A 24,408-nucleotide genomic window follows, 5' to 3' on the forward strand; every position below is an offset into this window, starting at 1 on the left:
CTACGCGGCGCCCTGGTCCGCCGCGCGGGAGGCGGCCGCCGGCTCGTGAACGACGGGAGCGGGGCTGCTCCGCCACTCGCGGATGATGGTCTTCAGCACCCGGATGCCGTCGCGGACGGCGTGCAGGTTGCTCTCGCCGTGGATGCGGCAGCGCTCGTGGCTGGGAACCTCGTGAACCTTGAGCCCGGCCTTGGCGGCGCGGACGTTCATCAGGGTCTCGATCTCGAATCCGTCGCAGTCGAGGTTGAGGACGTCCAGGTGGCGGGCCCAGAAGGCGTTGTAGCCGTAGCACAGGTCGCTGTAGCTGGTCCCGTACATCCTGTTGACCAGCGCGGTCAGCGTCTTGTTGCCGAACTTGCGGATGAACGTCAGGTCGTCGCTGCCGCCGCCGGATGCGTAGCGCGAGCCCTTGACGAAGTCGGCCCCGGTGACCAGCGCGCCCACGAACTGGATGATCTCGCGGCCGTCCGTGGACCCGTCGGCGTCGATCATCACGATGATGTCGCCGGTGCAGGCGGCGAATCCGGCCGAGAGCGCGTTCCCCTTGCCCTTGCCGGTCTGGCGGACCACGCGGATGTTGGGGCGCAGCTTCCTGGCCACGGCGATGGTGTCGTCCACCGAGTTGCCGTCCACCAGGACGATCTCGTCGATCCACTGCGGCAGCGTCGCGAAGACGTGCGGAAGGTTCTCCGCCTCGTTCATGGCCGGTACGACGACGCTGACGGTCGGGGAGATCGCCATGTTGGGGGTGATGGGGGTGAACCGCTCGATGGGCGGCACCGCCCTCAGGGGCGGCTTGTTGTTGTAGTGCTTGGCGACTTCGGGACTCATGGTGACGGATGTCCTTCCGGGCGGTCGGTCGTCGGGGGCGACTGGCGGACGGACCCGGGGCCATAGGCGATCGGAGGGATCGGGGGAAATGGCGAATGCGATGAGGGTTGCATGCGAGGGTCCTGGCGAATGGGTGCGGTGGTGGGAGCGGGTCTAACCCACTCCCCATGGTTCCTTGACGACCGGGGTGCTTGATTGGTTCTGCGCGGGGGAGCGCATACGGCCGAACCCCTTCAGCACACGGTCAGCAAGCCTGTACAGATGCGGGCGATCAGTAACGATCGTTCGTGCTTTGTTGACCGGGGTGCGGCCGATCCAGTGGACGGCGGCCGCGGGGGAGGGACGTGAGACGCGGCCCTCCGCGACGAAGAGGTCACCGCTCTTCAGCCAGCTCTTGTACTCGCGCCCGCCCTTGCCCATGTCGACCTGCCGCAACCCTGAGCCGGCGGCGTGCTCGGCCATGTGCAGGTGGTGCATGATGCCGGGAGAGTAGCGCGCGAACTCGGTGTCGTAGGCGGGGAACCAGCCGACCAGGGTCGTCGCGGTACGGAGGCCGAAGTGCCCGGCGACCGGCCTGTCTCCGGCGTAGACCATGGTCAGGACACCCGCGAAACTCTCGGACCTCTCCGCGTGCATCTCGTCGAGCAGCTGGACGATCCACGGCTGGGCGAAGCGGTCGACGCGGCCCGTCCTGCGGTACTGGTCGGACTTCCAGTTGGTGAGCGTGCGGAGCGTGCCAAGGTCGGACGAGTCCCACTCGAAGCGGATCTCGCCCTGCTCGCGGCCGAGCTTGCGCTCCTTGTAACGGACGGTCTTGAGGTTCTTCGGCGAGTTGGCCTTCACCTGCTCGATGTAGGTCTCGAAACCCACGCTGAGGTCCATCACCGGCGCCGGTCGCACGTCGGACTCGTACGCCGCGAACGTCGGCTGGCCGGGGACCAGGTGGTCGAAGTCGAAGACCGAGAGCTTGCAGGCGCGCAGCAGGGCACGGACGTCCAGGTCGAGGCCGGGGACGGAGATCAGTCCGTGGCAGGTGGTCAGGAAGCCCCCGAGAGGCTTGCCGATCCCGAAGCTGTGCCGTTCGTAGGGGAAGAATCCCACGATCTTGCCATCGTCCTGTATCACCGCGACGCGGACGTAGTCACGCAGGCGCCCCATGGCGAGCGTGAACTCCACGGAGAGAAAGGGGTTGTCCAGCGACGGATCCGCTACCTGCAACTCCCGCCATCGCGAGATCTCGGATTCCCCGAGGTCTCCCGGACGAACGATGACGATGTTCACCTTGACCTGACCCCCTGTTCGGTCTGCAAGCTCCCGCTCCCCCGATACAACACGCGTAGTACGTATATGAAACCGCCGAGCACCGCGATCGTCGCAACTCCGGCACGAGGCGACCACGCGTCAAAAGTGAGCATGGCAGCGGCCAGGAGAACGTTCACAACCAGGCTTGCCGCTGCCCCCACTGATAGTGCCGCAAGAGGGTCACGATCACGCAACAGTCCTACCACCGCGAAGCCCGGAACCACCAACAGGAACAGGGGAGTGAGAACCAGGCGTAACGGAGTGTCGATGTCGACCAAGGCGATCACGGCCCCCGCGACACATGCGAAGGTGAGTGCCCATTTGAGCACCCTGCGGTTGATCGACATCTCCGAAACTCCCGGTTGGTAATGACGTGACTGATCGCGCCTTCATGTGATCAATCACTCAGCATGGACGTCAATGCCGACGCTCGGCACCCGTCCATGGTTTACCGGATTCCTGAGAGAAGTCTCGGTGTTAGGTAAAACGAGATGCGGGAATCAGCCTATCTCCCCCTCGGAGCCTGCCCCGGCGGAGGGGGCCGGGGTCGGGTCGGGGGCCGGGTCCGGGGGAGGCGCGGAGGCGTCCGCCTCCAGGTTCTCCCAGGAGATCGCACATCCGGCGTTGCCTCCGGCGGACTTGAACGCGACGCGGCCCGCGCCGCTCTCCGAGGGGTCCTTGGCCGTGACCCAGATCACGGCTCTCGCCCCCGCCTTCAGTTGCCCCCGGGCGGGATGCACATCGAGCCCGCCGGAGGTGGTCGCCGACCAGGAGAGCGTGGCGTTGCGGGCCGCGAGCCGGATCTGCCCGGCGCCCTCTCCGATGTTCGACGGGCACGAGACGGTCAGCCGCCCGGCTGCGGGCGGCGGGGTGGTGGCGCGGGTGGTGGCGCGGGTGGCGCGGGCCGGCCGCGCGGAGGACCCGCGGGTCGGCGCCGGGCGCGCCGCGGTGGGGGTGGAAGCGGGCGTCCCGGTCGCCGGGGTCCTTCGCGAAGTGGGAGTCGGCGCGCTCTCCGTCTCCAGGTCCTCAAGGGGCAGGTCCTCAAGGGGCAGATCCTCCGGCGGCAGGTCGGGCGTCGGCTCCGGGCCGGGCTCCAGTGTGATCAGCGCGGGTTCCGTACCCGGTGCGGCCCCGGCGCTCCCCAACGCCCCGCCGGCCAGGCCCTGCCCGCCCACCACGGCCACCGCCCCGGTGGCCGCCAGCACGCACACCGCCGCCAGCAGCAGCACGGGCCCCCTGCGCTTTCGCTGCCTCCGCCGCTGCGCCGGCAGTACCTCGGTATACCGCCCGGCACCATCCGGGGGCGTTGCCACGCGCCGGGACCGGGGGCCCGCGGGGGACGCGGTCTCCCGGGTTCCGCGGCTTCCCTCGTCGCGCGCCCGCCGGCCGGCCGGCTCCTTCCTCACCGCCCGCCGGCGGCCCGGTGGCCGCTGCCCCGCCACCGGGAACCCGGCCCTGTCGAAGTGGTCGCCCTCGGCGACGACGGAGGCGCGCTCCTCGCGCAGTTCCGGGTTCACGCAGGTCTCGATCACCCGGCGGCGCAGGGAGAGCGGCGGATAGGCCGGCGGCACCAGGTCCAGCAGCCGCCCGGCCGAGACGTGCCGGTCCCTGCGCTCCACGCATACCTCGCAGCGGCCGATGTGGGCCGACAGCCGCCTGCGCAGGATCGTGGTGAGGGGCCCCTCCCACGAGTCGACCATCGCCGACAGGTCGGGGCAGTGCGCCCGGCCGACCTTGGCGAGTACCACGGCCGCCGCCGCGTTCTCCAGGTGGTCGCGGGCCCGGCAGAGCCTCGCCGTCACCTGCCGGGAGGTCAGCCCGAGCACCGCGCCGACCTCGCCGCCGCCGAGGTCGTGACGGAGCGAAAGCTCCAGCACCTCGCGTTCCTGCCCGCCCAGCTCCGCCATCGCCTCGTGGACCAGGGCGGCCAGTTCCCGCTCGCCCGGGTCGTCGTGGACGTCAGGAGGCGGTGCCGTCCTCCGCCGGCCGCCGCGCTCCGCGCCCGCGCACCGGATCCGTACGAGTGCGTACAGCCACGCGCGCAGGCGGCCGGGATCGCGCAGGCGGTCCACCCGGCCCTGGGCCGTGACCAGGGCGTCGTGTACGGCGCCGGCGGCGCTCTCACGGTCGCCCAGCAGTGAGTGGGCATAGTCGTGGAGACGTTCGGCATAGGAGTCGTAGAGGCTCGCGGGCGCCGTCGTGTCGGCGCGCCGCAGCGTCTCAACGAGTTGTTGATCGTCGGTTCGGCCGACGGTCGGCCATCCGGGCACGGACATTCCTCCCCGCGGGACGGGCTCGTTCACGGGCTTCGACACTCGCCCGTTCCAGGCCTCACACGCGTAGGACGTCACCTCCCCGCAACCGGTTGACCAGATGGGTCAATATCATGCCAACCTGGTATGACCTGGGAAAATTGGTGCAGCTGGTGCCAATGTGGCGCCGGCCGTACGCGATGGGGAGTCAGCAGTTGGGGGCGCAGAGCCGGCGCTTCATGCCCTCCAGGAAGAACTTCCTGACCTCCAGGACGTCCTTGGCGATGTACGCGTCACCGCCGGTCGCCTTGGCCAGGGCCTCCATCTGGCGCTTGCCCTTGGGGGCGTCGGGGCCGAACGCGATGATCAGGACGCTGACCGGCTTCTCCGGGTTGAACTGCTCCCTCAGCCGCTTCAGGATCTGCTGGTTGCCGATCCCCCCGTCCGGGTCGTCGTTGCCCGCCCCGTCGGTGAGGATCAGCACCGTGTTGATCTTGTCGCTCTGGTATTCGTCGGTCATCTGCCGGTAGGCGGCGGCGAGGGTGTCGTTGAGCCCGGTGTCGCCGGTCGCCTTGGCCTGGGCCCCGATCAGCTTCTGGTTGAGCACGTCCCTGCGCAGCACGCCGTTCATGTCCTCGGTGAGCGGGCCGACCGGGACCGTCTCGCGGTAGTCGACCCCCTGGCCGTCGAGATGCGTGGAGAACTCCCACAGTCCCAGCTCGCTCTTGGCGGGAAAGAGCTTCATGCCCTCGACGGCGATCCTGCTGATCGCCTGCATCCGGGTCATGCCGGTGCCGGGCACCGGCAGGGCCATGGTCCCCGAGACGTCCAGCAGGGTGACGAGCCTGGTGCCGAGCTTGATCCGGGACCAGGTCTGCGACATCCTCGCGACGGTCTTGCCGTCGGGCGGCTCGATCGCCTGCGGTGCCTTGGCCTGGAAGCCCGCGGAGCCGGAGATCGCCTTTCCGCCCTTGCCGTCCGGGGTGCGGAAGCCCTGATCCTGCAGGGTCTTTTTGGAGGACTCGCTGCCGAGCTCCTGCTGGAACGCCTCGGCGGCCTTGCGTACGGCGGTGTCCTTGGCGGTGATCACCACCGGGTAGTCGAGGTTGATGGTCCCCTCAGCCGGATAGAGCGGTACGGCGGGCACCTCGGGCTTCTTGACCTTGTTGAACGCCCAGACACCCTGCTCCGAGGCGATGCCCAGCGGGGCCTTGCTGCCCTTGACACCGAGGCTGGACAGCAGCGCGTCCTGGTCGCGGACCGTCGAGGTCGATCCCGACAGGTTCTTGAGCGCACCGACCAGCTGCTCCTCGCCCGCGCCCGAGGCCGTGGCCACCCCGGCGGCGGCCAGGAGCGCGCCGAGCCCGGCGGCGTTGAGCGAGGGGTCCAGCACCAGTACGCGCACCTTGCGGCCGGGGCCGTCGACGTTGGCCACGTTGGCGGCGTTGATCATGCCGCCCCAGCTGGCCTCGCCGAAGCTCTTCTTCAGGTTCGGTATCACCAAGCCCGAGGCCACCATGACGATGGGGGAGTGCGCGATGGACGCGCCGGCCTCCGGCACCTCCTGATTCCGTGCCCGCAGGTTCGTCACCCACAGCCCCGAGTCCGGGATCCACAGATCCATCGCGGCGGCCCTGCCGCCGGCCCCGCTCAGGGAGGAGGCCACGGTCGCCGAGGCGCCCTTGGTCACCGCGACGGTGGTGCACCTGCCCTCGACCTCGTGGGACGCCTTGTTGAAGCGCTCGGCGATCTGGGACAGGGCGGGCTGGATGTCCGGTGAGGCGGTGATCCGCAGTGGCAGCGCGTCACCCGCACACCCGCGGTCGCGGTTGATGACCACGAACGCGGCCACACCGAGCAGCACCGCGAGGGCGACGGAACCGGCCAGCGGGACCAGCACCCTGCCGTGCCCCCCACGCCTCCGCCTGGGCTGCGGCTCCTTGGAGGAGGTGTAGCCGCCCTCGAGATCATCCGTACGGTGACGTCCCACGATTCCCTCTTCGATGTCGATGTCAGGAAGCTAGCGGGTCACCCTATCGGGAGGTTGTCCGCAATGTTCACGGAACTGTACTGGGAACGGTTACTGTGGCAAAACACCCCTTTTGGTGCTGTTATCACCATACGTGTTTATATTGGCACCCTGTGTCCCAGTGGGGCGGCCTGTGGTCAATGGTGCCGGGATCGCCTGGTCGTCGGCGGGAGAGGTGCGCGTCAGTGGTGGCAGGAATGGCCGTGCCACGCCCTGAGCCCCTCCCGCACCGCCACCGCCGCCAGCAGCACCGCCATGGCGGGATCCACCCACCACCACCCGGCGGTGTTCAGCGCCAGCCCGGCCAGCACCCCCGTGGCGAGCAGCGCGCACATCAGGTTCTGCGTCCCCTCGCCCGCGGTCGCCGCAGAGTGCAGCCGGATGGCCAGTCGCCGCTTGGCCACCCCCAGAAACGGCATGCCGACCGCGCTGGTCGCCGTCACGGCGATCCCGAGCAGGCTCGGCACGGCCCGGTGGCCCGCGCCCAGGTCGTGCGCCACATGCAGCACCAGGTAGGGGGCCAGCAGCCAGAAGCTGATCGCCACCGCCTTGCGTGCCCGCTCCTCGGCGTGCGCGGAACCGGTCCTCGAACCGGTGAACCGCCAGACCACGATCAGGCTGGCCACCGCCTCCACCAGGGCCGACGTACCCCAGCCGATGAGGGCGACAGAGTGCGCTCCCAGTCCCGCGACGATGCCGAGCACGCTCTCCGCGCCCAGCCAGAGGAGGGTGGCCAGGGAGAGCGCGCGGGCCCGGTGGGCGTCGCGCAGCCACTCGGCGCTGGGCGCCGGCACAGTCTGGTCGGTCACGGCGACCTCCGAATCCCCGATCTACGGCATTCGGTAATCTAGCCGTCACGGAGTGTGGTCGTGCCGGGAAGCGGCAAAGCTCACCACCGCGGTGGCTTCTCCGCTCCCCGGCGTGCCCACGCGCTGTGATCGTGCCACAGGATGGGACCTGCCCAGCAGATCGTCGGAGGGAAACCCGTGCCGTTCACGCCCAGTCATGTGGCCGCCGTGCTGCCACTGATCTCCTCGGAGCGTATGCGCCGGTTGCTCGACCCCTGGGCACTCGCCCTGGGTGCCATGGTGCCCGATCTGCCGATCTTCTTCCCGTTCCTGCCCGACTACATGATCTGGCACTCCTTCGAGGGCGTCCTCACGATCGATCCGCTCGCCGTCGTCGTGTTGCTGGCGGTATTCCACCTGGTGCTCCGCGACCCGCTGACCGCGCTCCTGCCTCCCGGCCTCGCCGGGCGCGCCGCGGCCCTGACCCCCGGCATGTACGGATTGCGGCGGCTGCCCGCCGTGATCGCCGGAGGCGCGGTGGGCGCCCTCACCCACAAGCTCTGGGACTCCTTCACCCACTCCTACAGCTCCACCACGTGGGGCTGGGACTGGCTGGACACCCGGGTGGCGGACGTGCTTCCCCTGTTCCGCCTGCTGCAGTACACCTCCACGGTGGTCGGCCTGGCGGTCGTGCTCTGGTGGGCCTGGCGTGGCCTGTCCGGAATGGAACCCCGGCCGGTTCCCGAGCGGCTGGTCATTCCCGCCCGCGGGCGGATGGCCGTGTTCCTGGCCACCGCCCTGTCCATCCTGCTGGGCGCGATCGCCTGGCCCATCGCCTTCCCACCACGCGGCACGGCGGAGCTCGTGACGAGGCTGGGTGCGGGAGTGGTCGTCGGCTGCTCCGCCATGCTCCTCGTCCACGCGCTGATATGGCAGCTCAGGCGGGTCATGGCAGTATTCGAGGGTGCCTGAAGCCATCGACCCCCACCTGGCCGACCAGTTGGCCGACCAGTTGGCCGACTACGCCAACCTGCGTGACGTCGAGCTGCGCAAGAGCTTGGAGGCCGAGCACGGTCTCTTCATAGCCGAGGGGGAGAAGGTCATCCGCCGCGCCGTCGCGGCGGGCTATCCCGTGCGCTCCGTCCTGCTCACCCCCCGCTGGGCCGAGCCCCTCGCCGACCTCCTCGACACCCTCGAAGGGCGGGTCCACGTCGTGGACGACGCCGTCATGGAGGGCGTCACCGGCTTCCAGGTCCACCGAGGCGCCCTCGCCGCGATGGAACGCCTGCCCCTGCCCGCCGTCGAGGAGATCCTCTCCGGCGGGGCCGCCTCCCCGGAGAGAAGGTCCCCGGGCCGGGCCACCGGTCGTGATCTCGGACGGGTGGGCGCGGAGGCCGTGGGCCCCGGCGCCGAGGGCACCCCGCCCCGGCGCGTCCTGGTCCTGGAGGACCTCGTCGACCACGGCAACGTCGGCGCCATCTTCCGCTGCGCCGCCGCGCTGGGCGTCGAGGCGGTCGTCCTCTCGCCGCGCTGTGCCGACCCGCTGTACAGAAGGTCGGTGAAGGTCTCCATGGGTGCGGTCTTCGCGATCCCGTACGCGCGGATGACCGACTGGTACGCGGGCCTGGCCGAACTGCGCGAGGCGGGCTTCCAGACGCTGGCCCTCACCCCCGACCAGTCCGCCACGCCCATGGACAGGGTCACCATGGCCGACCGGGTGGCGCTCCTGCTCGGCTCGGAAGGGGACGGGCTCTCCTCCCGCTGGCTGCGCGAGGCCGACGAGCCGGTCTGCATCCCGATGAGCCCGGCGGCCATGGGCCTCGGCGTCGACTCCCTCAATGTGGTGGCCGCGGCCGCCATCGCCTGTCACGGCCTGATGCGCGCGGGCTGAGCCTCACGGGTCCGGGTCCCATAGGCAACCGGTGCTCGGAGTGGATGCCGTCCGGCAGGGGCGGGCAGGCTCACATGTCGCGGTGGAGACTTTCGGCAGGTCGAGCGACCTCGCCTCCGGTGCCGGCCCGGGCCTCTCGGGGGAGTCCCTGCTCGCTCGCCCAGGCCAGGAGCCGCGCCGCGGTCTGGAAGCGCCGGTCGGCGTCGGACTCGCCGAGGATGACGCCGATGAGGCGGTGGCCGTCACGGTCGGCGGCGAACGACAGGCAGTATCCGGCGGCGCTGGTGTAGCCGGTCTTGAGGCCCAGGACCCCGGGAGCCTTGCCGAGCAGCTTGTTGGTGTTGGTCCAGGAGTGTGCCCGGTGCACCTTGGACCTGGCCACGACATGGCGCCTGGCGGAGGCGATGGTCCGCAGCACCGGGTCGCGCAGCGCGATGTCCGCCAGCTTCGCCTGATCTGAGGCCGTGGAGTGGCCGGGTGCCGGCTTCGGCAGGCCGTCGGCGCTGGCGTAGGCGGTGTCGACCAGGCCCATGGAGCGGGCCGTGGCGTTCATCTTCGCCACGAACCTCGCGTTGCCGGGACCGTAGACGCGGGCCAGGGCGTGGGAGGCGTCCGCCCCGGAGGGGAGCATGGTCGCGTACAGCAGGTCCCTGACGGTCAGCCGCTCCCCGGCGCTCAGGGAGGCGTGGGCCGCGCCGTTCGACGCCGCATGCCGCACATCCGCCGCCTGGATCGTGACGGTGTCGTCCAGCCTCGCCTCCCTGAGCACGACGTACGCTGTCATGATCTTTGTCAGGCTGGCCACCGGCATCCGCCTGCCGGCCTGCTTGCTCAGGTGGACCGCTCCCGTGTCCGTGTCGTACAGGTACGCTGCCCGTCCCGGCACCGAGGGCACGGAGGCGGGCTTTTTCCCGGCGGGTGCGGGGCTGAAAGCCGCCGCGGCCGGTCCGGTGACCAGGGTGGATTCCGGGGAACCGGCGGCCAGGGCCGACGTCGGGGACGCGGTGGCCAGGGTGGCCGCGGCGACCAGCGCGGCGCGGGCGATGAGGCGGATTCCCCCGTGATGCATGCGAGCCATGCTGGCAGAGGCCACCGTCAATATGCGGAAGTTGGCGGTTTGGCGATGGAAAGTTGACATCGGCGGCGGGAAAGGAGGATCCCGCACGGCGGCGGGATCGGCGCGTGTCAGAAGGGTCGGGATCGGTGCGTGTCAGGTGGTGGCGGTCGGCCTGTCGGCCTCGCCGTGAACGTGCCGGCGACCACGCCCGGGGCGACCCACGGGAGTCAGGTGGTGGTGGCGGCGGTCGGCCTGTCCGCCTCGTCGCGGGCGGTCCGGCGACGGCGCCGGCGACGGCGGACGAGCCCGGCGACCAGCGCGACCGCCGCCAGGCCCGCCAGGGCCGCCAGGAGCGGCGACCGCATGGCCAGCTCCAGCCAGCCCCAGATCACCGAGTACAGGCCGAAGGACGTCACCGGCACCCAGGTCAGGCAGCCGAGCGCGCTGGCCACGACGTACCAGGGATAGGAGATCCGCAGCACCCCGGCCACCCAGGGCAGCGTGTGGCGCAGCCCGGGCACCCAGAAACAGGCGTAGACGGCGAGCGCGCCCCACTTCCTGACGACGTTCTCGACCCGCAGGATGTTCTCCTGGCCGATCTTGGTGCCCAGGCGGGAGGTGTAGAGCCTGGAGCCCAGGACGTGGCCGATCCAGTAGTAGGCCTGGAACGCGCCGAACAGGGCCACGCCACCGATGATCACCCAGAGCCACAGGGGCATGCCCAGGAAGGACGCGGAAGCGGGGTCGGGGATACCCACCACAACAGGTCGCACTCTGAACATCACCGCCAAGGTCGCTCCGCCTGCTTGACTTGATATTAGGGCAGGCTTACCTCATCCGTTGCGGCGGGAGTCCCCTTAGGCACGCGAACTGCAAGCGGACGTCAACTCCAGAGCAACCACCGTGGCATACACCTGGGGGTAACGGAGAAAGGTGTCTGTCATGGGTTCGCGTAGCAGTATGGCGCCGGTGGTGGCGAGTGGGACCGCGAGCGTCGTCAAGCTGCTCATCGCCACCCTTGCCTTCGCCGGAGCCTATCTGGGAGTGGAGACCGCGTACGGCACCCCCGCCAGGATGCCGGTCGGGCAGGAAGTCACGGCCGGCACGGCGACGCGGGCACCGGTGCGGACCGTGGTGCTCTCCGCGAGGTCGATGCCGACCACCACGGAGCAGGCCCCGGTGGCGGGTACGGTCACCACGGAGCAGGCCCCGGTGGCGGGTACGGTCACCGTTGGCGCGATCGACGCGTTCGGTCCCTGCGACAGGCCCTACCTGGCCCAGGGCGTGGTCGACAACGACGACCCCCGGGCCGCCGTCTCCTACGGCTGGCGCCTGGAGCGCTGGAGCTCGAAGACCCACCGCTGGTACGCCTACCTGAGCGCGAGCTCCGGCTTCACCGGAGAGAGCCAGACCGTCGAGTGGCAGCCCCGGATCATCAACAACCCCGGCTGGTATCGCGTCGTGCTCGTCGTCTCCGGTGACGCCCCGCTGCGCAGCGAGAGGTTCCTGGTCGGCTGCTGAGGCGGGTCAGCCGCCGAGGGAGCGCCGTGCCGCCTCCACCCACCGGCTCACGCCGACCCGCTCGGCCACCGCGAGGGCGTTCTCGTAGTGCGGCCGCACCGCGTCGGTGAAGCCCAGCCGCAGCGCCAGGTCGCCCAAGGTCAGGGCGACCGGCCAGAGTGCCACCACGCCGGTTCCGGCGCCCGCGATCCGGTCGGCGAACGGCTTCAGCGTGTCGTACGCCTCGATCATCCGCTCCCGGTCGTCCAGCAGCATGCCCGCCAGCGCCCGCCAGATCATCGCCAGCTCGTAGAGGAAGTCGGGGCGCACCGGCGTCTTCACCGCGATGACGGCCCTCGCGTCGCGATGGTGGCCCGCCGAGGCGAGGGCCACCGCGTAGGCGTCGAGTGTCCATTTGGCCCCGCGCTGGTGCGCCTCGGCCAGTGGCTCGACCATCTTGGCGGCCTGCCCGTTGACCAGGTTCAGGCAGAACGTGGTGATCAGCGGCAGGTCCTGGCGGCCCTCCAGCATGCCGGCCCTGGCGGTCAGCCTCGCCGCGTCGCGGTAGGCGCGCTCCGCCCCGGCGAAGTCACCGGCGATCATCAGGCGCTGCCCGGCGTACCAGGCGACCACGGCGGCCGGCGCGGGCAGGCCGTACTGCCTGGCCAGCTTCTCGGTGGCGGCCACGTGTGCGTCGGCTTCGGCGAACGCGCCCGAGGCGGCAGCGCACTCCATCAGCACGAGGTGGGCCAGTGCCTGCACCGAGATCTGCCCGGTCGCCCTGCCGACCTCCAGCAGCTCCCTGCCGATGACCTCGCGCTCGCCCACCGGCGTGATGCCGTACGACTGGCGCAGCCGCCCGCTCAGCGCGGTCGCCAGCAGGGCGGGGTCGCCGGACCGCCTGGCCAGTTCCTCGGCCTCCAGCGAGGCCTGCTCGCCCCGGGGAGTGGCCGACCCCTCCAGCTCCAGGGCGAGCGTGGCCAGCAGGCTCGCCCGCAGCGACTGCTCACCGGCGGGCAACTCGACCAGCGCCTGCTCGGCGACGTCGACGATCTCCCAGGCAGTACGGGTGAAGTCGCGGGCCATGCCCTTGTGCGGCACCGCCAGCGAGGCGGCCACCCGGGCGGTGAGCTCCAGGTTGCCCAGCGGCAGTGCGGCGTCCATCGCCTCACGCCGCCGCCTGCGGGCCGCGGCCATGTCGCCGCAGAGCGCCAGTGCCTTGATCAGCCGCAGGGTCAGCAGCAGCCGCTCCCTGGTGCTGTCGGGAGTGTGGGTGATGCCCGACCTGTCGAAGGCGGCGATGGCCTGCTCCCACAGGGTGGCGGCCTCGCGGTGGGCGAAGCGGCGCTCGGCCTGCTCGGCGGCGAGCCCGGCGTAGTGCACCGCCTTGATGGCGGTCTCGCTGGTGCCCGCCGAGTCGTAGTGGTGGGCCAGCGCGGCCACGTCACCGGGATTCCTGCGCTCGATCACCGCGGCCACCGCGGCGTGCATCCGGGAGCGGCGCAGGCGGGAGGCGTCGGAGTAAAGCGTGTCGCGGACCAGGTCGTGGTCGAATCGGAGCATGCCGGGGCCCGGTTCGGTGACCAGCCCGGCGAGCAGCGCCGCCTCCACCGCGTCGACCACGGCGTCCTCGTCGCCGGAGACGTCGACCAGCACGTCCACGTCGACGTCGCGGCCGATCACCGCGGCCTGCAGCAGGATCTGCTGGGCGGTCACGGGCAGCCGGGAGATCCGCCTCCGCAGCACGTCACGGACGCCCGACGGCACGCCGGAGATCACCTCGGCGGCCGTCGCGCGGTCGCTCACCGCTTCGGCGTCGAGCAGGCGCACCGTCTCGCGGACGAAGAAGGGGTTGCCGCCGGTGCGCTCGACGATGCTGTTGACCGCGTCCTCGTCGACCTCGCGCACGCAGGTCGCCCGGACCAGCTCGGCCACCGCCTTGGTGTCGAGCCCGGTGAGACCGACCCGGACGGGACCGAGCCTGGCCAGCGCGGCCAGCACGTCGGCCTGCTGGTCACTCAGCTCGCTGTCGCGGCAGGTCACCACCAGCAGCACCCGGCTGGTGGCCAGCAGGCTCGGCAGCGCGCGAAGCAGCGCCAGCGTCTGGTCGTCGGCCCAGTGCAGGTCCTCCAGGGTCAGCAGGATCGGCGTCTCCTTGGCGACGGCGGCGAGGTAGCCGCCCACCGCCCGGTGCAGCCGGAATCCGCCGGAGGCCTGGTCGTCGTCGGGCTCGGGGGCCGCGTCGTCCAGGAGCGGGGCCAGCAGTGCGGCGTACTCGCCCGGGCCGGCCGCGCTCACCAGGGTGCGCAGGATCTCCACCCAGGCCCATCCGGGGGGAGTGGCACTGCTGTCGGGGCAGGCCCCGGAGGAGATGCCCCACCCGTCGTCGGACAGCCGCATGTTGAGCTGGCGGACCAGCGTGGTCTTGCCGGCGCCCGCGTCACCGCTGATGATCGCGACCGTGAAGCGGCCGGTCCTGGCCGCGGCGGTGGTCAACCTGCTCAGCTCCGCGTCGCGGCCGACGAACGGCTCGGGCTCCAGCGGGGGGAGCTTCACCTGGGCCACCGCGGGCCTGGGCGGCCAGGTGTCGGCGGTCACCTGCTGGCGCTGCCTGGCCGGTGGCGGGGCGGTGAGCTGCAGACCCGGATCCTGGGACAGGATGTCGGACTCCAGCTTGCGCAGCGCGGGGCCGGGGTCGATGCCCAGTTCCTCGGAGAGGATCGTGCGCGCCCTGCGCAGCGCGGCCAGCGCCTCGCCCTGCCGCCCGCAGCGGTACAGGCCCAGGGCCAGCAGCCGCCAGCCCTCCTCGCGGAGCGGATGCTCGGTGGTCAGCGCCTCCAGGTCGGGCACCGCCTCCGCGGGCATGCCCATCCGCAGGCCGCTGTCGGCGTGCCGCTCACGGGCCACCAGGCGCAGCTCGGCGAGCCGGTTGACCTCGGCCTCGGCCCACGGCTGGTCGGCGAAGTCGGAGTACGGGGTGCCGCGCCACAGGCCCAGGGCCTTCTCCAGGCGGGGCCGCGCGGAGGTGGGGTCGTCACCCTCCAGCTGCTCTCCGGCGGTGCGGACCAGCGTCTCGAAGCGGAGCGCGTCGACCTGCTCGGGGGCGGCGCGCAGCGCGTAGCCCGAGGCCACGGTCACCAGCAGCCGGTTGGGGCCTCCGCGTGGACGGCCGGGCTCCAGCACCCTGCGCAGCCGGGAGATGTAGACCTGAAGGCCCGACTGCGCGCCCTTGGCGGCGTCGTCGTCCCACAGGTCGTACAGCAGGGAGTCGACGGGAACGACCTGCCCACGCGCGACGAGCAGGCGCGCCAGGACCGCACGTTGACGGAGCCCGCCCAAGTCGAGCTGGTCCTCACTGGAATGCGCCTCGACCGGGCCGAGAACTCGGAACGCCACCATGTCAGCCGCCACGCTATGTGGGCCTTCCAATCGCACACAAGGTATTTCCCAATCTAGCGGCTGATCGGCTCCTTTTCAGGGGCCGGTGCGGCGTTCTCACGCCGGCGCAGGAACGACCACGCGCCGAGCGCCAGTCCACCGAAGGGGATTTCGACAGTGTAGGTCCAGAACCCGAAAAGCAGCGCGGCGGCGGTGGCGGAGTCCAGCGGAGCACCGAAGAAGACCAGCGCGCCGACGGTTCCCGCCTCCATTATTCCCGCCCCGCTGGGAGTCACCAAGGCCGTGGTCAGAATGCGGGACAGGGCGAAGGCGGCGATCGACTGGGCCAGACCCGGGTAGGCGCCGGTCGCGTGCAGGCAGACGACCAGGATCAGCCACTGAAAACCCAGGAAGAAGACCATGCCCAGCGTCAGCCCGGCCCAGCGGCTCCGCACGATCTCGGAGGTGTCGGCCCGCAGCTTGGCCAGCGCCTCGGAGACGGCATGCTCGCCGGGGCGGATCCGGCCCGGGAACAGGCGGACGAGGGCGTCGAGGCCCCGGCCCAGGACGTCCGCGGCGCGGTCCCAGTAGAGCGCGGTGATCACCACGGCGACCAGCACCAGGATGGACACCGCGCCCGCCCAGCCGGCCCCGGTCACCGAGGGGCTGAGCGGCTGCCCGCTGATCAGCAGGGCCATGATGCCCACCGCGGGCAGCAGGAATCGGAACAGGGTGTTCCAGATGCCGCTGGTCAGGGTGGAGACCACGACGGCCCGGATGGGGAAACCCCAGCCCCTGGTCATCGCGAACGTCATCGCCACCCCGGCCGCGCCGCCGAAGGGGAGCAGGTTGCTCACCGCGCTGCCGCTCGCGTTCAGCGTCAGGGCCTGCAGGTGGGTCAGGCCGGGCAGGGAGGCGGTCAGCACGAACGTGTAGGCCAGCAGGCTGAGCAGCCAGACGCCGGCCATCAGCGCGATCCCTCCGGGGCTCAGCGCGGCGAACTGGGCACCGATCTGCGACCAGGAGACGTGCTTGCCCGTCAGGGTCGCCACGACCTGGGGCATGAAGATCACGAGTGTGGCGGCCAGCGCCAGCGACGCGACCGACAACCCGATCTGGAGCAATCTGCTCTTCACGTAACACCCCCGATCCAGTGTGCCGCTCCCGGACTCATCCTCGGGGAGGAATTTCGAACGGGTGCCTCAGGCGGGAGCCCAGGGGGGCGTCCCGCCTGACGTACCACTCGGTGCCGAAGACGAGACGGTAGAGGGGCTGGGGGATCTTGAGCATGACTCCGAGCGTGCGGGTGTCGGCGCCGGTGGCCTGGGAGGCGTGGGCGGCCATGCTCGCCCGCTTCTGGCGGGCGAAGCGCCGCACGCCTACCCGGTGAGTGATCACCTCGCCGGGGGAGTAGGCCCGTTCGAAGGCACGGATGTCGAGTTGCGGGTAGAACCTCTGGACGAGCCGCAGCCCTCGCAGCAGGGGGTCGCGGTTGACCGTGGCCTCCAGCACGATCGGGGTCTTCGCGATCTCGGCGGCCCGGCCGCCGACCCGGTGCACCTGGACGTGGTCGGGGTGCCCGTAGCCCCCCGCCGGATCGTAGGTCGTCAGCAGGTCGGCCCTCTCCTCGGTGAGGATGGCGGCCAGCCGCCGGGCGGCCTCCTCCGTGTCGGCGTCGATGAAGGCGTTGTCCGGCCTGTCGTCGGCGATCCCACCGTCGGGAGCCAGCCCGGAATCTCCGTAGCCGAGGTTCACCACCCGGGCGCAGCCGAGCGCGGCCGCCGATTCGTACAGCTCGGCCATCCGGGCGGCGCCCAGCGCCTCACCGGGTTCGAGGTCGGCCTGGCCTCGTTCACCCGAGGTCGCCACGACGAGCACCACCCGGTGCCCCTCGGCGGCGAGCATCGCCATGGTGCCCGCGGTCAGCAGGGCCTCGTCGTCGGGATGGGCGTGAAAGAACACCGCTGTCTTGACGTTGCCGATCAGGCTGGACTCCGTTCGCGGGGGTTGAGCGCGCCCTCGGGGGCACACCGGCATGATCTCACGCGGGTCTACGCTGGCATCGTGAGGATCCTCCATGTCAGTGACTGTTACCTGCCGCGCCTCGGAGGGATCGAGGTGCAGGTCGCCGATCTGATCCGGATGCAGCGGGAGGCCGGTCACCATGTCGAGGTGGCGACCGCCACCCCGGGGGAGCCTCTCCCCGGAGTGCACAGGATCGTCGCGGGACTCCCCTTCGACCTGCCGGTCCACCCGTTCGGGGTGGGCCATCTGCTCCGCCTGATGAGGGCACGGCGCCCCGAGGTGGTGCACGTGCACACCGGCGCGGTCTCGCCGTTCGCCTGGATGGGGGTGCGGGCGGCGACGCGGGCGGGGCTGCCCCTGGTCGTCACCGTGCACAGCATGTGGGACCCGGTCACCAGGGCGATCTACCGGGGGCTGCGGCTGCTGTTCGGATGGCACCGCTGGGGGCTGGTGGGCACCGCGGTGAGCGAGGCGGCCGCCCTGCCGATCCGCGCGGTGGCCGGGCCCGGCGTACCGGTGTACGTGGTCTCCAACGGCCTGGACGTCTCCGGCTGGCGCGCCGCGTCCCCTGCCGCCGATTCCGCCGGTGCGGATTCCGCCGGTACGGGTTCGGTACGGTCCGACCCGGTGCATGTCGTCGCGGTGGGGCGGCTGGCGCCCCGCAAGCAGCCGATCCGCCTGCTGCGGCTCCTGCGGGAGGCCCGTGCCCTGGTGCCTCGGGAAACGCCGATGCGGGCCACGGTCGTCGGGGACGGTCCGGCCCGATCACGGATGGAGCGCTATCTGAGGGCCAACGGCATGACCGGCTGGGTCTCGCTTCCCGGCCGCTACAGCCGCGACCAGATCCGCGAGCTGCTCGCCGCGACGGACGTGTTCGTCGCCCCCGCGCCCCGCGAGTCCTTTGGACTGGCGGCGCTGGAGGCCAGGTCGGCGGGGGTGCCGGTGGTGGCACGCGCGCAGAGCGGGGTGGCCGACTTCGTCCGGCAGGGCAAGGAGGGGTTGCTCGGGCGGAGCTTCGACGACCTGGTCACGTCGGTGGCCAGGCTGGTCCGCGACCGCGAGCTGCGCGAGTCGATCGCGGCGAACAACCGGGAGACCGAGCCCGTCCGCAGCTCCTGGCCCGCGGTGCTCGAAGGCTTCGAACGCTGCTACGAGCAGGCCCGCGCTCGCGGGGGCTGACGGGGGTGCGTCAGGCCCGGGGCGGGGGGAAACGTGCAAGATCCCTGCTGTGCGGTGGCGGGGCCCGGGAGGTGTTCGGTACGGCCGCCGCGCCGCACTGCCCCCCGCAGGCGGAGCGGCGGCCGTACCGGGAGTGCCTCCTGTCGGAAAGGAGGCACGGTTCCGGTTACGAACAGGCGGCGGCGAGCTTGGTGGTCGCCTCCTGGATCTTCGTCCCGAGCGTCCCGAGGGTCGAGGCCGAGGCGGCCGGGTCGTTCGGGTCGATCTTGATCGCCCCGAACGAGGTGGAGAGGTCGGTGAGCGCGCTGGCCAGATCGCCGTCCGCGGTGTCCGCCAGAGCCTTGAGGTCGGCGGCGAGCTTGGCGGTGGCGTCGTTGAACTTGCCGAGGTCACCGGCGCCCGCCGTGGCGGCGGTGCTGTAGTCCGTGAAGATCTTCGACCACGTGGCCTCGGTGCAGATCGTGGCGTTGGTGGACGACCCGCCGCAGGCGGCGGTCATCGATATGAGAGCGGCTCCCGCAGCGGCGACGGCGATACGGCGGGGGGAAAGGGCGCGGAACATTTCTGCCTTTCATTGCATTTCGTGACAGGTAGCACGGTAAGCATAGGGACTTGCGCGCCACTTTCACGGCACTTACAGAAGTGACTCAAGTGACTTGATGTGATTCCGTCCTCGCGGTGGGTAAGAGCGGGGTATGGCTGAGGTGATCGTCGAATCCGGTTCCGGTCAGCACTCGCTCAAGCGGGTCATCGGGCGCAGGGTTCTGCTCCTGTTCGTGGTGGGTGACATCCTCGGCGCGGGGATCTACGCGCTGGTCGGGAAGGTCGCGGGCCATGTCGGCGGAGCACTGTGGGTGCCCTTCCTCGTCGCCTTCCTGCTGTCGGCGCTGACGGCGACCGCCTATGCCGAGCTCGTCGGCAAATATCCGCAGGCCGCGGGCGCTGCGCTTTATGTGAATAAAGCGTTTAATATCCCCTTCGTCACCTTCATTGTGGCGTTCGCGGTGATGATGAGCGGGATCACCTCGGCGAGTGCCGCCGCGCGGGCCTTTGGCGGCAACTACCTCGCGGAGTTCGTCACGCTGCCGGTCGTCGTCGGCGCGTTCATCTTCCTCGGCCTGGTCACCCTGGTGAACTTCGCCGGCATCTCCGAGTCCATCAAGGTCAACGTGGTGCTGACGATCATCGAGGCGTTCGGCCTGCTGGTCATCATCGCGATCGGGATCTACGCCCTGCTGTCCGGGGACGGCGAGCCGTCACGGGCACTGGAGTTCCATCCGGCCAACGGCGCCTTCCTCGGCGTGCTGGGAGGCACGGCCCTCGCCTTCTACGCACTGCTCGGTTTCGAGGACTCGGTCAACCTCGCCGAGGAGGCCAGGAATCCGCAGCGTGACTTTCCCCGGGCGCTCTTCGGCGGCCTGGCCGTCGCGGCGATCGTCTACCTGGGGGTCGCGTTCACGGCGACCATGCTGGTCGACACCAGGACGCTGACCACCTCGTCCGGCCCGCTGCTCGAAGTGGTCAAGGTCGCGGGGCTGGCGTTCCCGCCCAAGCTGTTCGCTCTGATCGCGTTGCTCGCGGTGGGCAACACCGCACTGATCAACATGCTCATGGCCTCGCGCCTGGTCTACGGCATGGCGCGTGCGGGGATCGTGCCGCGGATCTTCGCGTCGGTCCATTCGACGAGGTCCACCCCGTGGGTGGCCATCGTCTTCACCGTGGGGGTCGCGGCGGTGCTGGTCGCCACCGGAGACGTGAGCGACCTGGCCGACACCACGGTGCTCCTGCTGCTCTGCGTCTTCACGATCGTCAATGTGGCCGTGCTGGTTCTGCGCGGGGACCGCGTGGAGCACGAGCACTTCCGGGCGCCGAGCTGGATGCCCGCCCTGGGGGCGGTGGTCTGTCTCGTCCTGGCGCTGCCGGTCACCGGCAGGGGAGGGGACGTCTACCTTCGCGCGGGGACACTGCTCGCGATCGGGATGATCCTCTGGTTCGTCAACCGGCTCTTCCTGTCAGAAGGGCAGCGCTCGCCCTGAGGGGGTGCGGAGGTCGAGGTGCGGAGGTCGAGGAGGGGCGGGTTCCCGGCAGGGACACCGTCTGTTCCAAGCCGGCGACCTTGTGGTGGCGCGGGGGGACTCAGGGAGACTCCGCGGGGGGACTCAGGGAGACTCCGCGGGGGGACTCAGGGGGACTCCGCGGGGGACTCAGGGAGACTCAGCGGCGGAGCACGAAGGCTCTCTCGTCGTCGCCGGTGCCGACCGAGCCCACCGCCCACAGCGCGTCGGTGCCCGGCACCCGGGTGAGACCGGTGCCGCCGATGTCGTCGGTCCCGTCGTACTGCTGGGTGGCGGTGTAGGCGCGGAACAGCGGACCGTACTCACGTGACCAGGTGGTGCCGTCGAAGTGAAGGATGAGCACCTGCCCCGCATGATCGGCGTCGATGCCGCTGATCCACAGGTCGCCGGGGCCGGAGGCGGTGACGCCCTGCAGGACGCCGCGCGAGACCGGCACCTCGACCCGGGTCCAGCGGCTTCCGTCCCAGCGCATGACCAGCGGCTGCGCCTTGTTCACCTCCGGCCGCGGGCCCGGGGCGGTGGAGATCTCTCCGACCGCCCACACCTCTGTCGGAGAGACCTGCCAGACCCGGTTGAGCCTGCCGCCGGGGATCCGGGGCGTCTCCGTCTCCTCCCACGATTCCCCCGCACCGTGCCAGACCAGCGGAGTCCTGGCCTCGTCCGTCCCCACCACCCAGACATGCCCCTTCCTGAAGGTGATCGCCTCAAGGGTGCCCTTCTCGATGCTCAGCGCGTTGTGGAACGCGCCGTCCCTCCACTCCACGACGACCGCCCCGGCGGGGCCGTTGGCGGCGAACCAGGCGGTGCCGCCGCTCGTCGCGACATCCGCCAGCCGGTAGTCCTCGGCCACCCCGAAGGGCCGGTGCGTGGTCCACGCCCGCCCGTTCCAGTGCGCGGCGAACGGGCTTGAGCCGTTGCCCACCACCCACACGTCGTCGGGACCGCCCGCGCTGACCCCCTCCAGGTGATAGGCGTCGGCCTCTCCCAAGGGCACCTGCCGCCAGTGGCTCCCGTCCCAGCGGAGGATCGCGGGCGTGCCCTCCCGATCCTCCGCGCTGTCCTGGTAGCCCACGGCCCATGCGTCACGGGGCCCGGTCGCCGCCACGTCGAGCAGCGCCGTGCCGCCCGACAGCTTCGAACTCCCCGCCTCCGCCGCCCACTCGGTGGACGCGGGGACCACCGCGTTCGCCGAGGGGCTCGCCGCGGGGTCCTGGGCGGCCGGGCCGGGAGAGCCGATGGCCGGCGGAGCCTGGCCGGCCGGGCCGGGAGAGCCGGTGACCGGCGGAGCCTGGCTCTGGGACGCGGGGCTCTGGGAGACCGTACGGTTCGGCGCCGGGGTCGCGGTGGGTTCGGGCGCCGTCCGGCCCGCGCCGCACGCGGCGATCAGGAGCGTTCCGACGACCATGACCGCCACCGGGCGCAGCTGCAACATGCCGTCATTGTTCCTTATATCACCATCGATGGGCGGTATCCGCCGGGATGGGAACCGCTTGTTCGGCCTGACCTCGCCGGCTCAACCTCGCCGGCCCGACCTCGGTGTTCGAGATGTTCCCCACCGTGGCCGAGGCGCTGGAGGCGGCCTGAGGCGGGGGTTCGCGCGACGTGCGACCAGCGCGAGATCAACGGGAACCGGCGGCGGTCCGGCACGCCTGAGGACCGGTGCTCTCGCCGACAAAGGCGTCGAAGAGCCGTTCGCGGTCGATCGCGGTCGTGATGAACGTCCGGCTGCCGACGGCGGGCAGCGCGCCCCACGCGCCGCCCTCCTCCCGGATCATCCCGACCTCCGCCCAGCAAAGGCCACCGTGTCGCCGCGGTTTCGGCGGGAGCTGGAGACGATCATCTACGCTCCGAGTGTGATCCACCGAGGGGAGAGGGGACTTCCATGGCCGAGGAACCGTCGAAGCTGGCCGGCCTGCTGTACGAGATCGGGTTGCTCAAGCGCTACAAGCGCACCGGCTGGCTGGTCGCGGGAGTACGTGACCCCGAAAGCATCGCCGACCACTCCTTCCGGACAGCGATCATCGCAAGTGTGATCGCCGCGCTGGAAGGCGGTGACCCCGAGCGCGCGGCCTTCATGAGCCTGTTCCACGACACGCAGGAGACGCGGGTCACCGACATTCCCTACCTCGCCAAGCGCTACCTGAAGGCGGTATCGAACGAGGAGGTCACAGCCGACCAGGTGCGCGGTCTCCCCGGGCCCGTGGCGGAGATGGTGAGCGGCGCGATCGGCGAGTACGAGGAGAAGACCAGCCTCGAAGCCGTCTGCGCCCGTGACGCGGACAAGCTGGAGTGCCTGATCCAGGCGATCGAGTACCGCGAGCAGGGTCATCAGAACGTGCAGCCGTGGATCGACAGCTCTCTCGCCGCGCTGAGGACACCGTCCGCCAAGCGTCTCGCGGACGAAGCGCTCGGCACGGGATCGCTGGAGTGGGTGACAAGCGTTCTCAACGGGGAGCGGGATACCTGACGCTCGCCACCCGTACGAGAGGGGAGGGCGAATACCGGTCGGTCACAGCGGTCGGGCGGGTCCGGCCCGGTCGTACCGGCCCCCGCTGGAGGAGAGCCGGCGCGTCGCCGGGTTCATCTCGTTCTGAACCCGTCCTCCGTTCATGGGCGTTCTCCTGTCCGGAGCTCTGACCGGCTCCGGGCGAGAACACAGCGGTCCTTCGCGGCCGTTCGAAGTTCTCGTCCGGCCGATTTCCGGGACAGGTCAGGCGGCGGCGTGTTCCCGGCGGAGCTGGACGCCGCCGGCACGGCCCTCGCGCTCGCGGAGGATGGTGCGGAGCACCCGAAGGCCGTCGCGGACGGCGTGCAGGTTGCTGACGCCGTGGATCCGGCTGCGCTCGTGGCTGGGGACCTCGCGGATGACGAGTCCGGCCTGGGCGGCGCGGATGTTCATCAGAGTCTCGATCTCGAAGCCGTCGCAGTCGAGGTCGAGCGCGTCGAGGTGGCGGGCCCAGAAGGCGTTGTAGCCGTAGCACAGGTCGGTGTAGCGGGTGCCGTACAGCCGGTTGGTCATCTTGGTCAGCACCGTGTTGCCGAGCGAGCGGATCGGGCTGATGTCGTCGGATCCTCCGCCGGGAGCGCAGCGCGAGCCCTTGGCGAAGTCGGCGCCCTCGACCAGCGCGGTCACGAAGGCGTGGATCTCCTTGCCGTCGGTCGATCCGTCGGCGTCGATCATGACGATGATGTCACCGGTCGCGGCGGCGAAACCCTCGGTGAGGGCGTTGCCCTTGCCTTTCCCGGTCTGCCTGACGACGCGCAGTCCGGGACGGAGGGCCTTGGCCACGGCCACCGTGTCGTCGACGGAGTTACCGTCGACCAGGATCACCTCGTCGATCCAGGATGGCAGGGTCGCGAAGACGTGGGGCAGGTTCTCAGCCTCGTTCATGGCGGGGACGACCACACTGACGCTGAATGCGAAGGGGGCGCTGTTCATGCCCACAAGGTCTACCGAACCGCCTGCAGAACGCTTGAAAGCCCCTTGCAAGCCCGTCCGGGACGGAAGGCCGGTCGCCCCGACCTTCCTCTGAGGGTACGGGGAAGGTCTCTTTGCCGACGGTCAGAAAGGGAGTGCACGACCCGAGGGGCTGCGCAGATCGAGCGGTACCGGCCTGCGGGGGGGACGGGGGCGTTGCACGACCAGGATCCTTTTCACGGTGCCGCTCCATTCTGGGCTGGATCACCGGGTGTTACCCATGCCAGCCCCAAGAATCACCTATCTCCGTATCACATGAAGAACACTGGCCACACGCTCCGCGGCCGTGGCGACGTCCTCCGCGTTACCGATGCGCCCGGCCCAGGACAACCAGAACCACCACTCGCCGTCGGCCTCGTGGGCGGCGAGCACGTCCTCGGTCCTGGCGGGTGCCATCGGGTTGATCACGTGGAGCCTTGGATAAAGCCCCGCCGCCGACCGCAGGCGTACCTGGAAGGCGTGCGCCTCCAACTGGACGGCCAGCCGCCGCAGGTGGTCGACGGCCTCGCCGCGTTCTGCCATCATCCGGATCACTCCTGGAGGACACTCGTGACTTGCTTCTTTGCAGAGTGCGGTTTCGCGGCACTTGAGGCAATCGGTCCTTCCGCAAACCCCCCCAGGAT

General features: G+C 70.6%; 21 protein-coding genes. 6 read left to right on the top strand and 15 right to left on the bottom strand.

The features are described from left to right. The 5 genes from OIE13_RS02980 to OIE13_RS03000 form a co-directional block, all read right to left on the bottom strand. On the bottom strand, nt 1–831 hold the full coding sequence (locus OIE13_RS02980) for a glycosyltransferase family 2 protein (RefSeq protein ID WP_326643385.1): 831 nt from the start codon (nt 829–831) through the stop codon (nt 1–3). 153 nt (nt 832–984) lie between these two features. Beyond that, the gene (locus tag OIE13_RS02985; protein WP_326643383.1) at nt 985–2,112 is read right to left on the bottom strand and encodes a GNAT family N-acetyltransferase; all 1,128 of its coding nucleotides are present in this window, start codon (nt 2,110–2,112) and stop codon (nt 985–987) included. A gap of 521 nt (nt 2,113–2,633) precedes the next feature. After that, a complete protein-coding gene (locus OIE13_RS02990; RefSeq protein ID WP_326643381.1) occupies nt 2,634–4,403 on the bottom strand; it encodes a sigma factor in 1,770 nt (589 codons plus the stop codon). A 190-nt stretch (nt 4,404–4,593) separates the two neighbouring features. Further along, complete coding sequence (locus OIE13_RS02995; protein WP_326643379.1) at nt 4,594–6,375, bottom strand: substrate-binding and VWA domain-containing protein; 1,782 nt, start codon at nt 6,373–6,375, stop codon at nt 4,594–4,596. A gap of 221 nt (nt 6,376–6,596) precedes the next feature. Then, entirely contained in the window at nt 6,597–7,223 is a 627-nt protein-coding gene (locus tag OIE13_RS03000) for a hypothetical protein (protein WP_326643377.1), read from the bottom strand. A 141-nt stretch (nt 7,224–7,364) separates the two neighbouring features. Here OIE13_RS03000 and OIE13_RS03005 point away from each other — a divergent pair, with 141 nt between their 5' ends. Then, nucleotides 7,365–8,174 carry a DUF4184 family protein gene (locus tag OIE13_RS03005; protein ID WP_326643375.1) on the top strand — a complete coding sequence of 270 codons (810 nt, stop codon included), beginning with the start codon at nt 7,365–7,367 and terminating at the stop codon, nt 8,172–8,174. After that, entirely contained in the window at nt 8,167–9,093 is a 927-nt protein-coding gene (locus OIE13_RS03010) for a TrmH family RNA methyltransferase (RefSeq protein ID WP_326829486.1), read from the top strand. The genes OIE13_RS03005 and OIE13_RS03010 overlap by 8 nt, the downstream gene beginning before the upstream one ends. Before the next feature lie 70 nt (nt 9,094–9,163). On the opposite strand, the gene OIE13_RS03015 is transcribed toward OIE13_RS03010, so the two are convergent. Together OIE13_RS03015 and OIE13_RS03020 are read right to left on the bottom strand one after the other, a co-directional pair. After that, nucleotides 9,164–10,162, bottom strand: coding sequence for a D-alanyl-D-alanine carboxypeptidase family protein (locus tag OIE13_RS03015; protein ID WP_326643371.1), 999 nt, complete (start codon nt 10,160–10,162; stop codon nt 9,164–9,166). Nucleotides 10,163–10,377: 215 nt separating this feature from the next. Beyond that, nucleotides 10,378–10,932: a DedA family protein gene (locus tag OIE13_RS03020; protein ID WP_326829487.1), complete on the bottom strand. Its 555-nt coding sequence runs from the start codon at nt 10,930–10,932 to the stop codon at nt 10,378–10,380. Nucleotides 10,933–11,092: 160 nt separating this feature from the next. Here OIE13_RS03020 and OIE13_RS03025 point away from each other — a divergent pair, with 160 nt between their 5' ends. Further along, nucleotides 11,093–11,671, top strand: a complete 579-nt coding sequence (locus tag OIE13_RS03025) for a hypothetical protein (protein WP_326643367.1) — start codon at nt 11,093–11,095, stop codon at nt 11,669–11,671. Nucleotides 11,672–11,677: 6 nt separating this feature from the next. Here OIE13_RS03025 and OIE13_RS03030 read toward each other — a convergent pair whose 3' ends face one another. The 3 genes from OIE13_RS03030 to OIE13_RS03040 are packed head-to-tail and all read right to left on the bottom strand — an operon-like array spanning nt 11,678 to nt 17,107. Next, complete coding sequence (locus OIE13_RS03030; RefSeq protein ID WP_326829488.1) at nt 11,678–15,061, bottom strand: BTAD domain-containing putative transcriptional regulator; 3,384 nt, start codon at nt 15,059–15,061, stop codon at nt 11,678–11,680. Between the two features lie 41 nt (nt 15,062–15,102). Continuing rightward, nucleotides 15,103–16,164: a lysylphosphatidylglycerol synthase transmembrane domain-containing protein gene (locus OIE13_RS03035; protein ID WP_326643363.1), complete on the bottom strand. Its 1,062-nt coding sequence runs from the start codon at nt 16,162–16,164 to the stop codon at nt 15,103–15,105. A 34-nt stretch (nt 16,165–16,198) separates the two neighbouring features. Beyond that, entirely contained in the window at nt 16,199–17,107 is a 909-nt protein-coding gene (locus OIE13_RS03040) for a PIG-L deacetylase family protein (RefSeq protein WP_326829489.1), read from the bottom strand. Between OIE13_RS03040 and OIE13_RS03045 the strand changes: the two genes are divergently transcribed. Beyond that, complete coding sequence (locus tag OIE13_RS03045) at nt 17,093–18,232, top strand: glycosyltransferase family 4 protein (RefSeq protein ID WP_326643359.1); 1,140 nt, start codon at nt 17,093–17,095, stop codon at nt 18,230–18,232. The two genes, OIE13_RS03040 and OIE13_RS03045, sit on opposite strands and share 15 nt — an antisense overlap. Nucleotides 18,233–18,398: 166 nt before the next feature. Here the strand turns inward: OIE13_RS03045 and OIE13_RS03050 are convergent, their stop codons facing one another. After that, entirely contained in the window at nt 18,399–18,794 is a 396-nt protein-coding gene (locus tag OIE13_RS03050; RefSeq protein WP_326643357.1) for a hypothetical protein, read from the bottom strand. Nucleotides 18,795–18,927: 133 nt separating this feature from the next. On the opposite strand from OIE13_RS03050, the gene OIE13_RS03055 reads away from it, so the two are divergent. Beyond that, nucleotides 18,928–20,268: an APC family permease gene (locus tag OIE13_RS03055; protein ID WP_326829490.1), complete on the top strand. Its 1,341-nt coding sequence runs from the start codon at nt 18,928–18,930 to the stop codon at nt 20,266–20,268. A 178-nt stretch (nt 20,269–20,446) separates the two neighbouring features. On the opposite strand, the gene OIE13_RS03060 is transcribed toward OIE13_RS03055, so the two are convergent. Then, nucleotides 20,447–21,739 carry a hypothetical protein gene (locus tag OIE13_RS03060; protein ID WP_326643353.1) on the bottom strand — a complete coding sequence of 431 codons (1,293 nt, stop codon included), beginning with the start codon at nt 21,737–21,739 and terminating at the stop codon, nt 20,447–20,449. 187 nt (nt 21,740–21,926) lie between these two features. Beyond that, entirely contained in the window at nt 21,927–22,082 is a 156-nt protein-coding gene (locus tag OIE13_RS03065; RefSeq protein ID WP_326643351.1) for a hypothetical protein, read from the bottom strand. A 107-nt stretch (nt 22,083–22,189) separates the two neighbouring features. Between OIE13_RS03065 and OIE13_RS03070 the strand changes: the two genes are divergently transcribed. Further along, nucleotides 22,190–22,774 carry an HD domain-containing protein gene (locus OIE13_RS03070; protein ID WP_326643349.1) on the top strand — a complete coding sequence of 195 codons (585 nt, stop codon included), beginning with the start codon at nt 22,190–22,192 and terminating at the stop codon, nt 22,772–22,774. 243 nt (nt 22,775–23,017) lie between these two features. Here OIE13_RS03070 and OIE13_RS03075 read toward each other — a convergent pair whose 3' ends face one another. Both OIE13_RS03075 and OIE13_RS03080 read right to left on the bottom strand, forming a co-directional pair. Continuing rightward, entirely contained in the window at nt 23,018–23,746 is a 729-nt protein-coding gene (locus tag OIE13_RS03075) for a glycosyltransferase family 2 protein (protein WP_326643347.1), read from the bottom strand. 279 nt (nt 23,747–24,025) lie between these two features. Further along, nucleotides 24,026–24,310: a hypothetical protein gene (locus OIE13_RS03080; RefSeq protein WP_326643345.1), complete on the bottom strand. Its 285-nt coding sequence runs from the start codon at nt 24,308–24,310 to the stop codon at nt 24,026–24,028. Nucleotides 24,311–24,408 lie beyond the last annotated feature (98 nt).

Origin of the sequence: Streptosporangium sp. NBC_01810 (assembly GCF_035917355.1) — a bacterium.
Taxonomy (GTDB): domain Bacteria; phylum Actinomycetota; class Actinomycetes; order Streptosporangiales; family Streptosporangiaceae; genus Streptosporangium.

Excerpts from the sequence above, each read along its gene's own strand:
- OIE13_RS02980 (WP_326643385.1), bottom strand. The coding sequence starts at position 831 with ATGAGTCCCGAAGTCGCCAAGCACTACAACAACAAGCCGCCCCTGAGG.
- OIE13_RS03005 (WP_326643375.1), top strand. The coding sequence starts at position 7,365 with ATGGGACCTGCCCAGCAGATCGTCGGAGGGAAACCCGTGCCGTTCACG.
- OIE13_RS03015 (WP_326643371.1), bottom strand. The coding sequence starts at position 10,162 with ATGCATCACGGGGGAATCCGCCTCATCGCCCGCGCCGCGCTGGTCGCC.
- OIE13_RS03020 (WP_326829487.1), bottom strand. The coding sequence starts at position 10,932 with ATGTTCAGAGTGCGACCTGTTGTGGTGGGTATCCCCGACCCCGCTTCC.
- OIE13_RS03025 (WP_326643367.1), top strand. The coding sequence starts at position 11,093 with ATGGGTTCGCGTAGCAGTATGGCGCCGGTGGTGGCGAGTGGGACCGCG.
- OIE13_RS03040 (WP_326829489.1), bottom strand. The coding sequence starts at position 17,107 with ATGGAGGATCCTCACGATGCCAGCGTAGACCCGCGTGAGATCATGCCG.
- OIE13_RS03050 (WP_326643357.1), bottom strand. The coding sequence starts at position 18,794 with ATGTTCCGCGCCCTTTCCCCCCGCCGTATCGCCGTCGCCGCTGCGGGA.
- OIE13_RS03055 (WP_326829490.1), top strand. The coding sequence starts at position 18,928 with ATGGCTGAGGTGATCGTCGAATCCGGTTCCGGTCAGCACTCGCTCAAG.
- OIE13_RS03060 (WP_326643353.1), bottom strand. The coding sequence starts at position 21,739 with ATGTTGCAGCTGCGCCCGGTGGCGGTCATGGTCGTCGGAACGCTCCTG.
- OIE13_RS03065 (WP_326643351.1), bottom strand. The coding sequence starts at position 22,082 with ATGATCCGGGAGGAGGGCGGCGCGTGGGGCGCGCTGCCCGCCGTCGGC.
- OIE13_RS03070 (WP_326643349.1), top strand. The coding sequence starts at position 22,190 with ATGGCCGAGGAACCGTCGAAGCTGGCCGGCCTGCTGTACGAGATCGGG.
- OIE13_RS03075 (WP_326643347.1), bottom strand. The coding sequence starts at position 23,746 with ATGAACAGCGCCCCCTTCGCATTCAGCGTCAGTGTGGTCGTCCCCGCC.
- OIE13_RS03080 (WP_326643345.1), bottom strand. The coding sequence starts at position 24,310 with ATGATGGCAGAACGCGGCGAGGCCGTCGACCACCTGCGGCGGCTGGCC.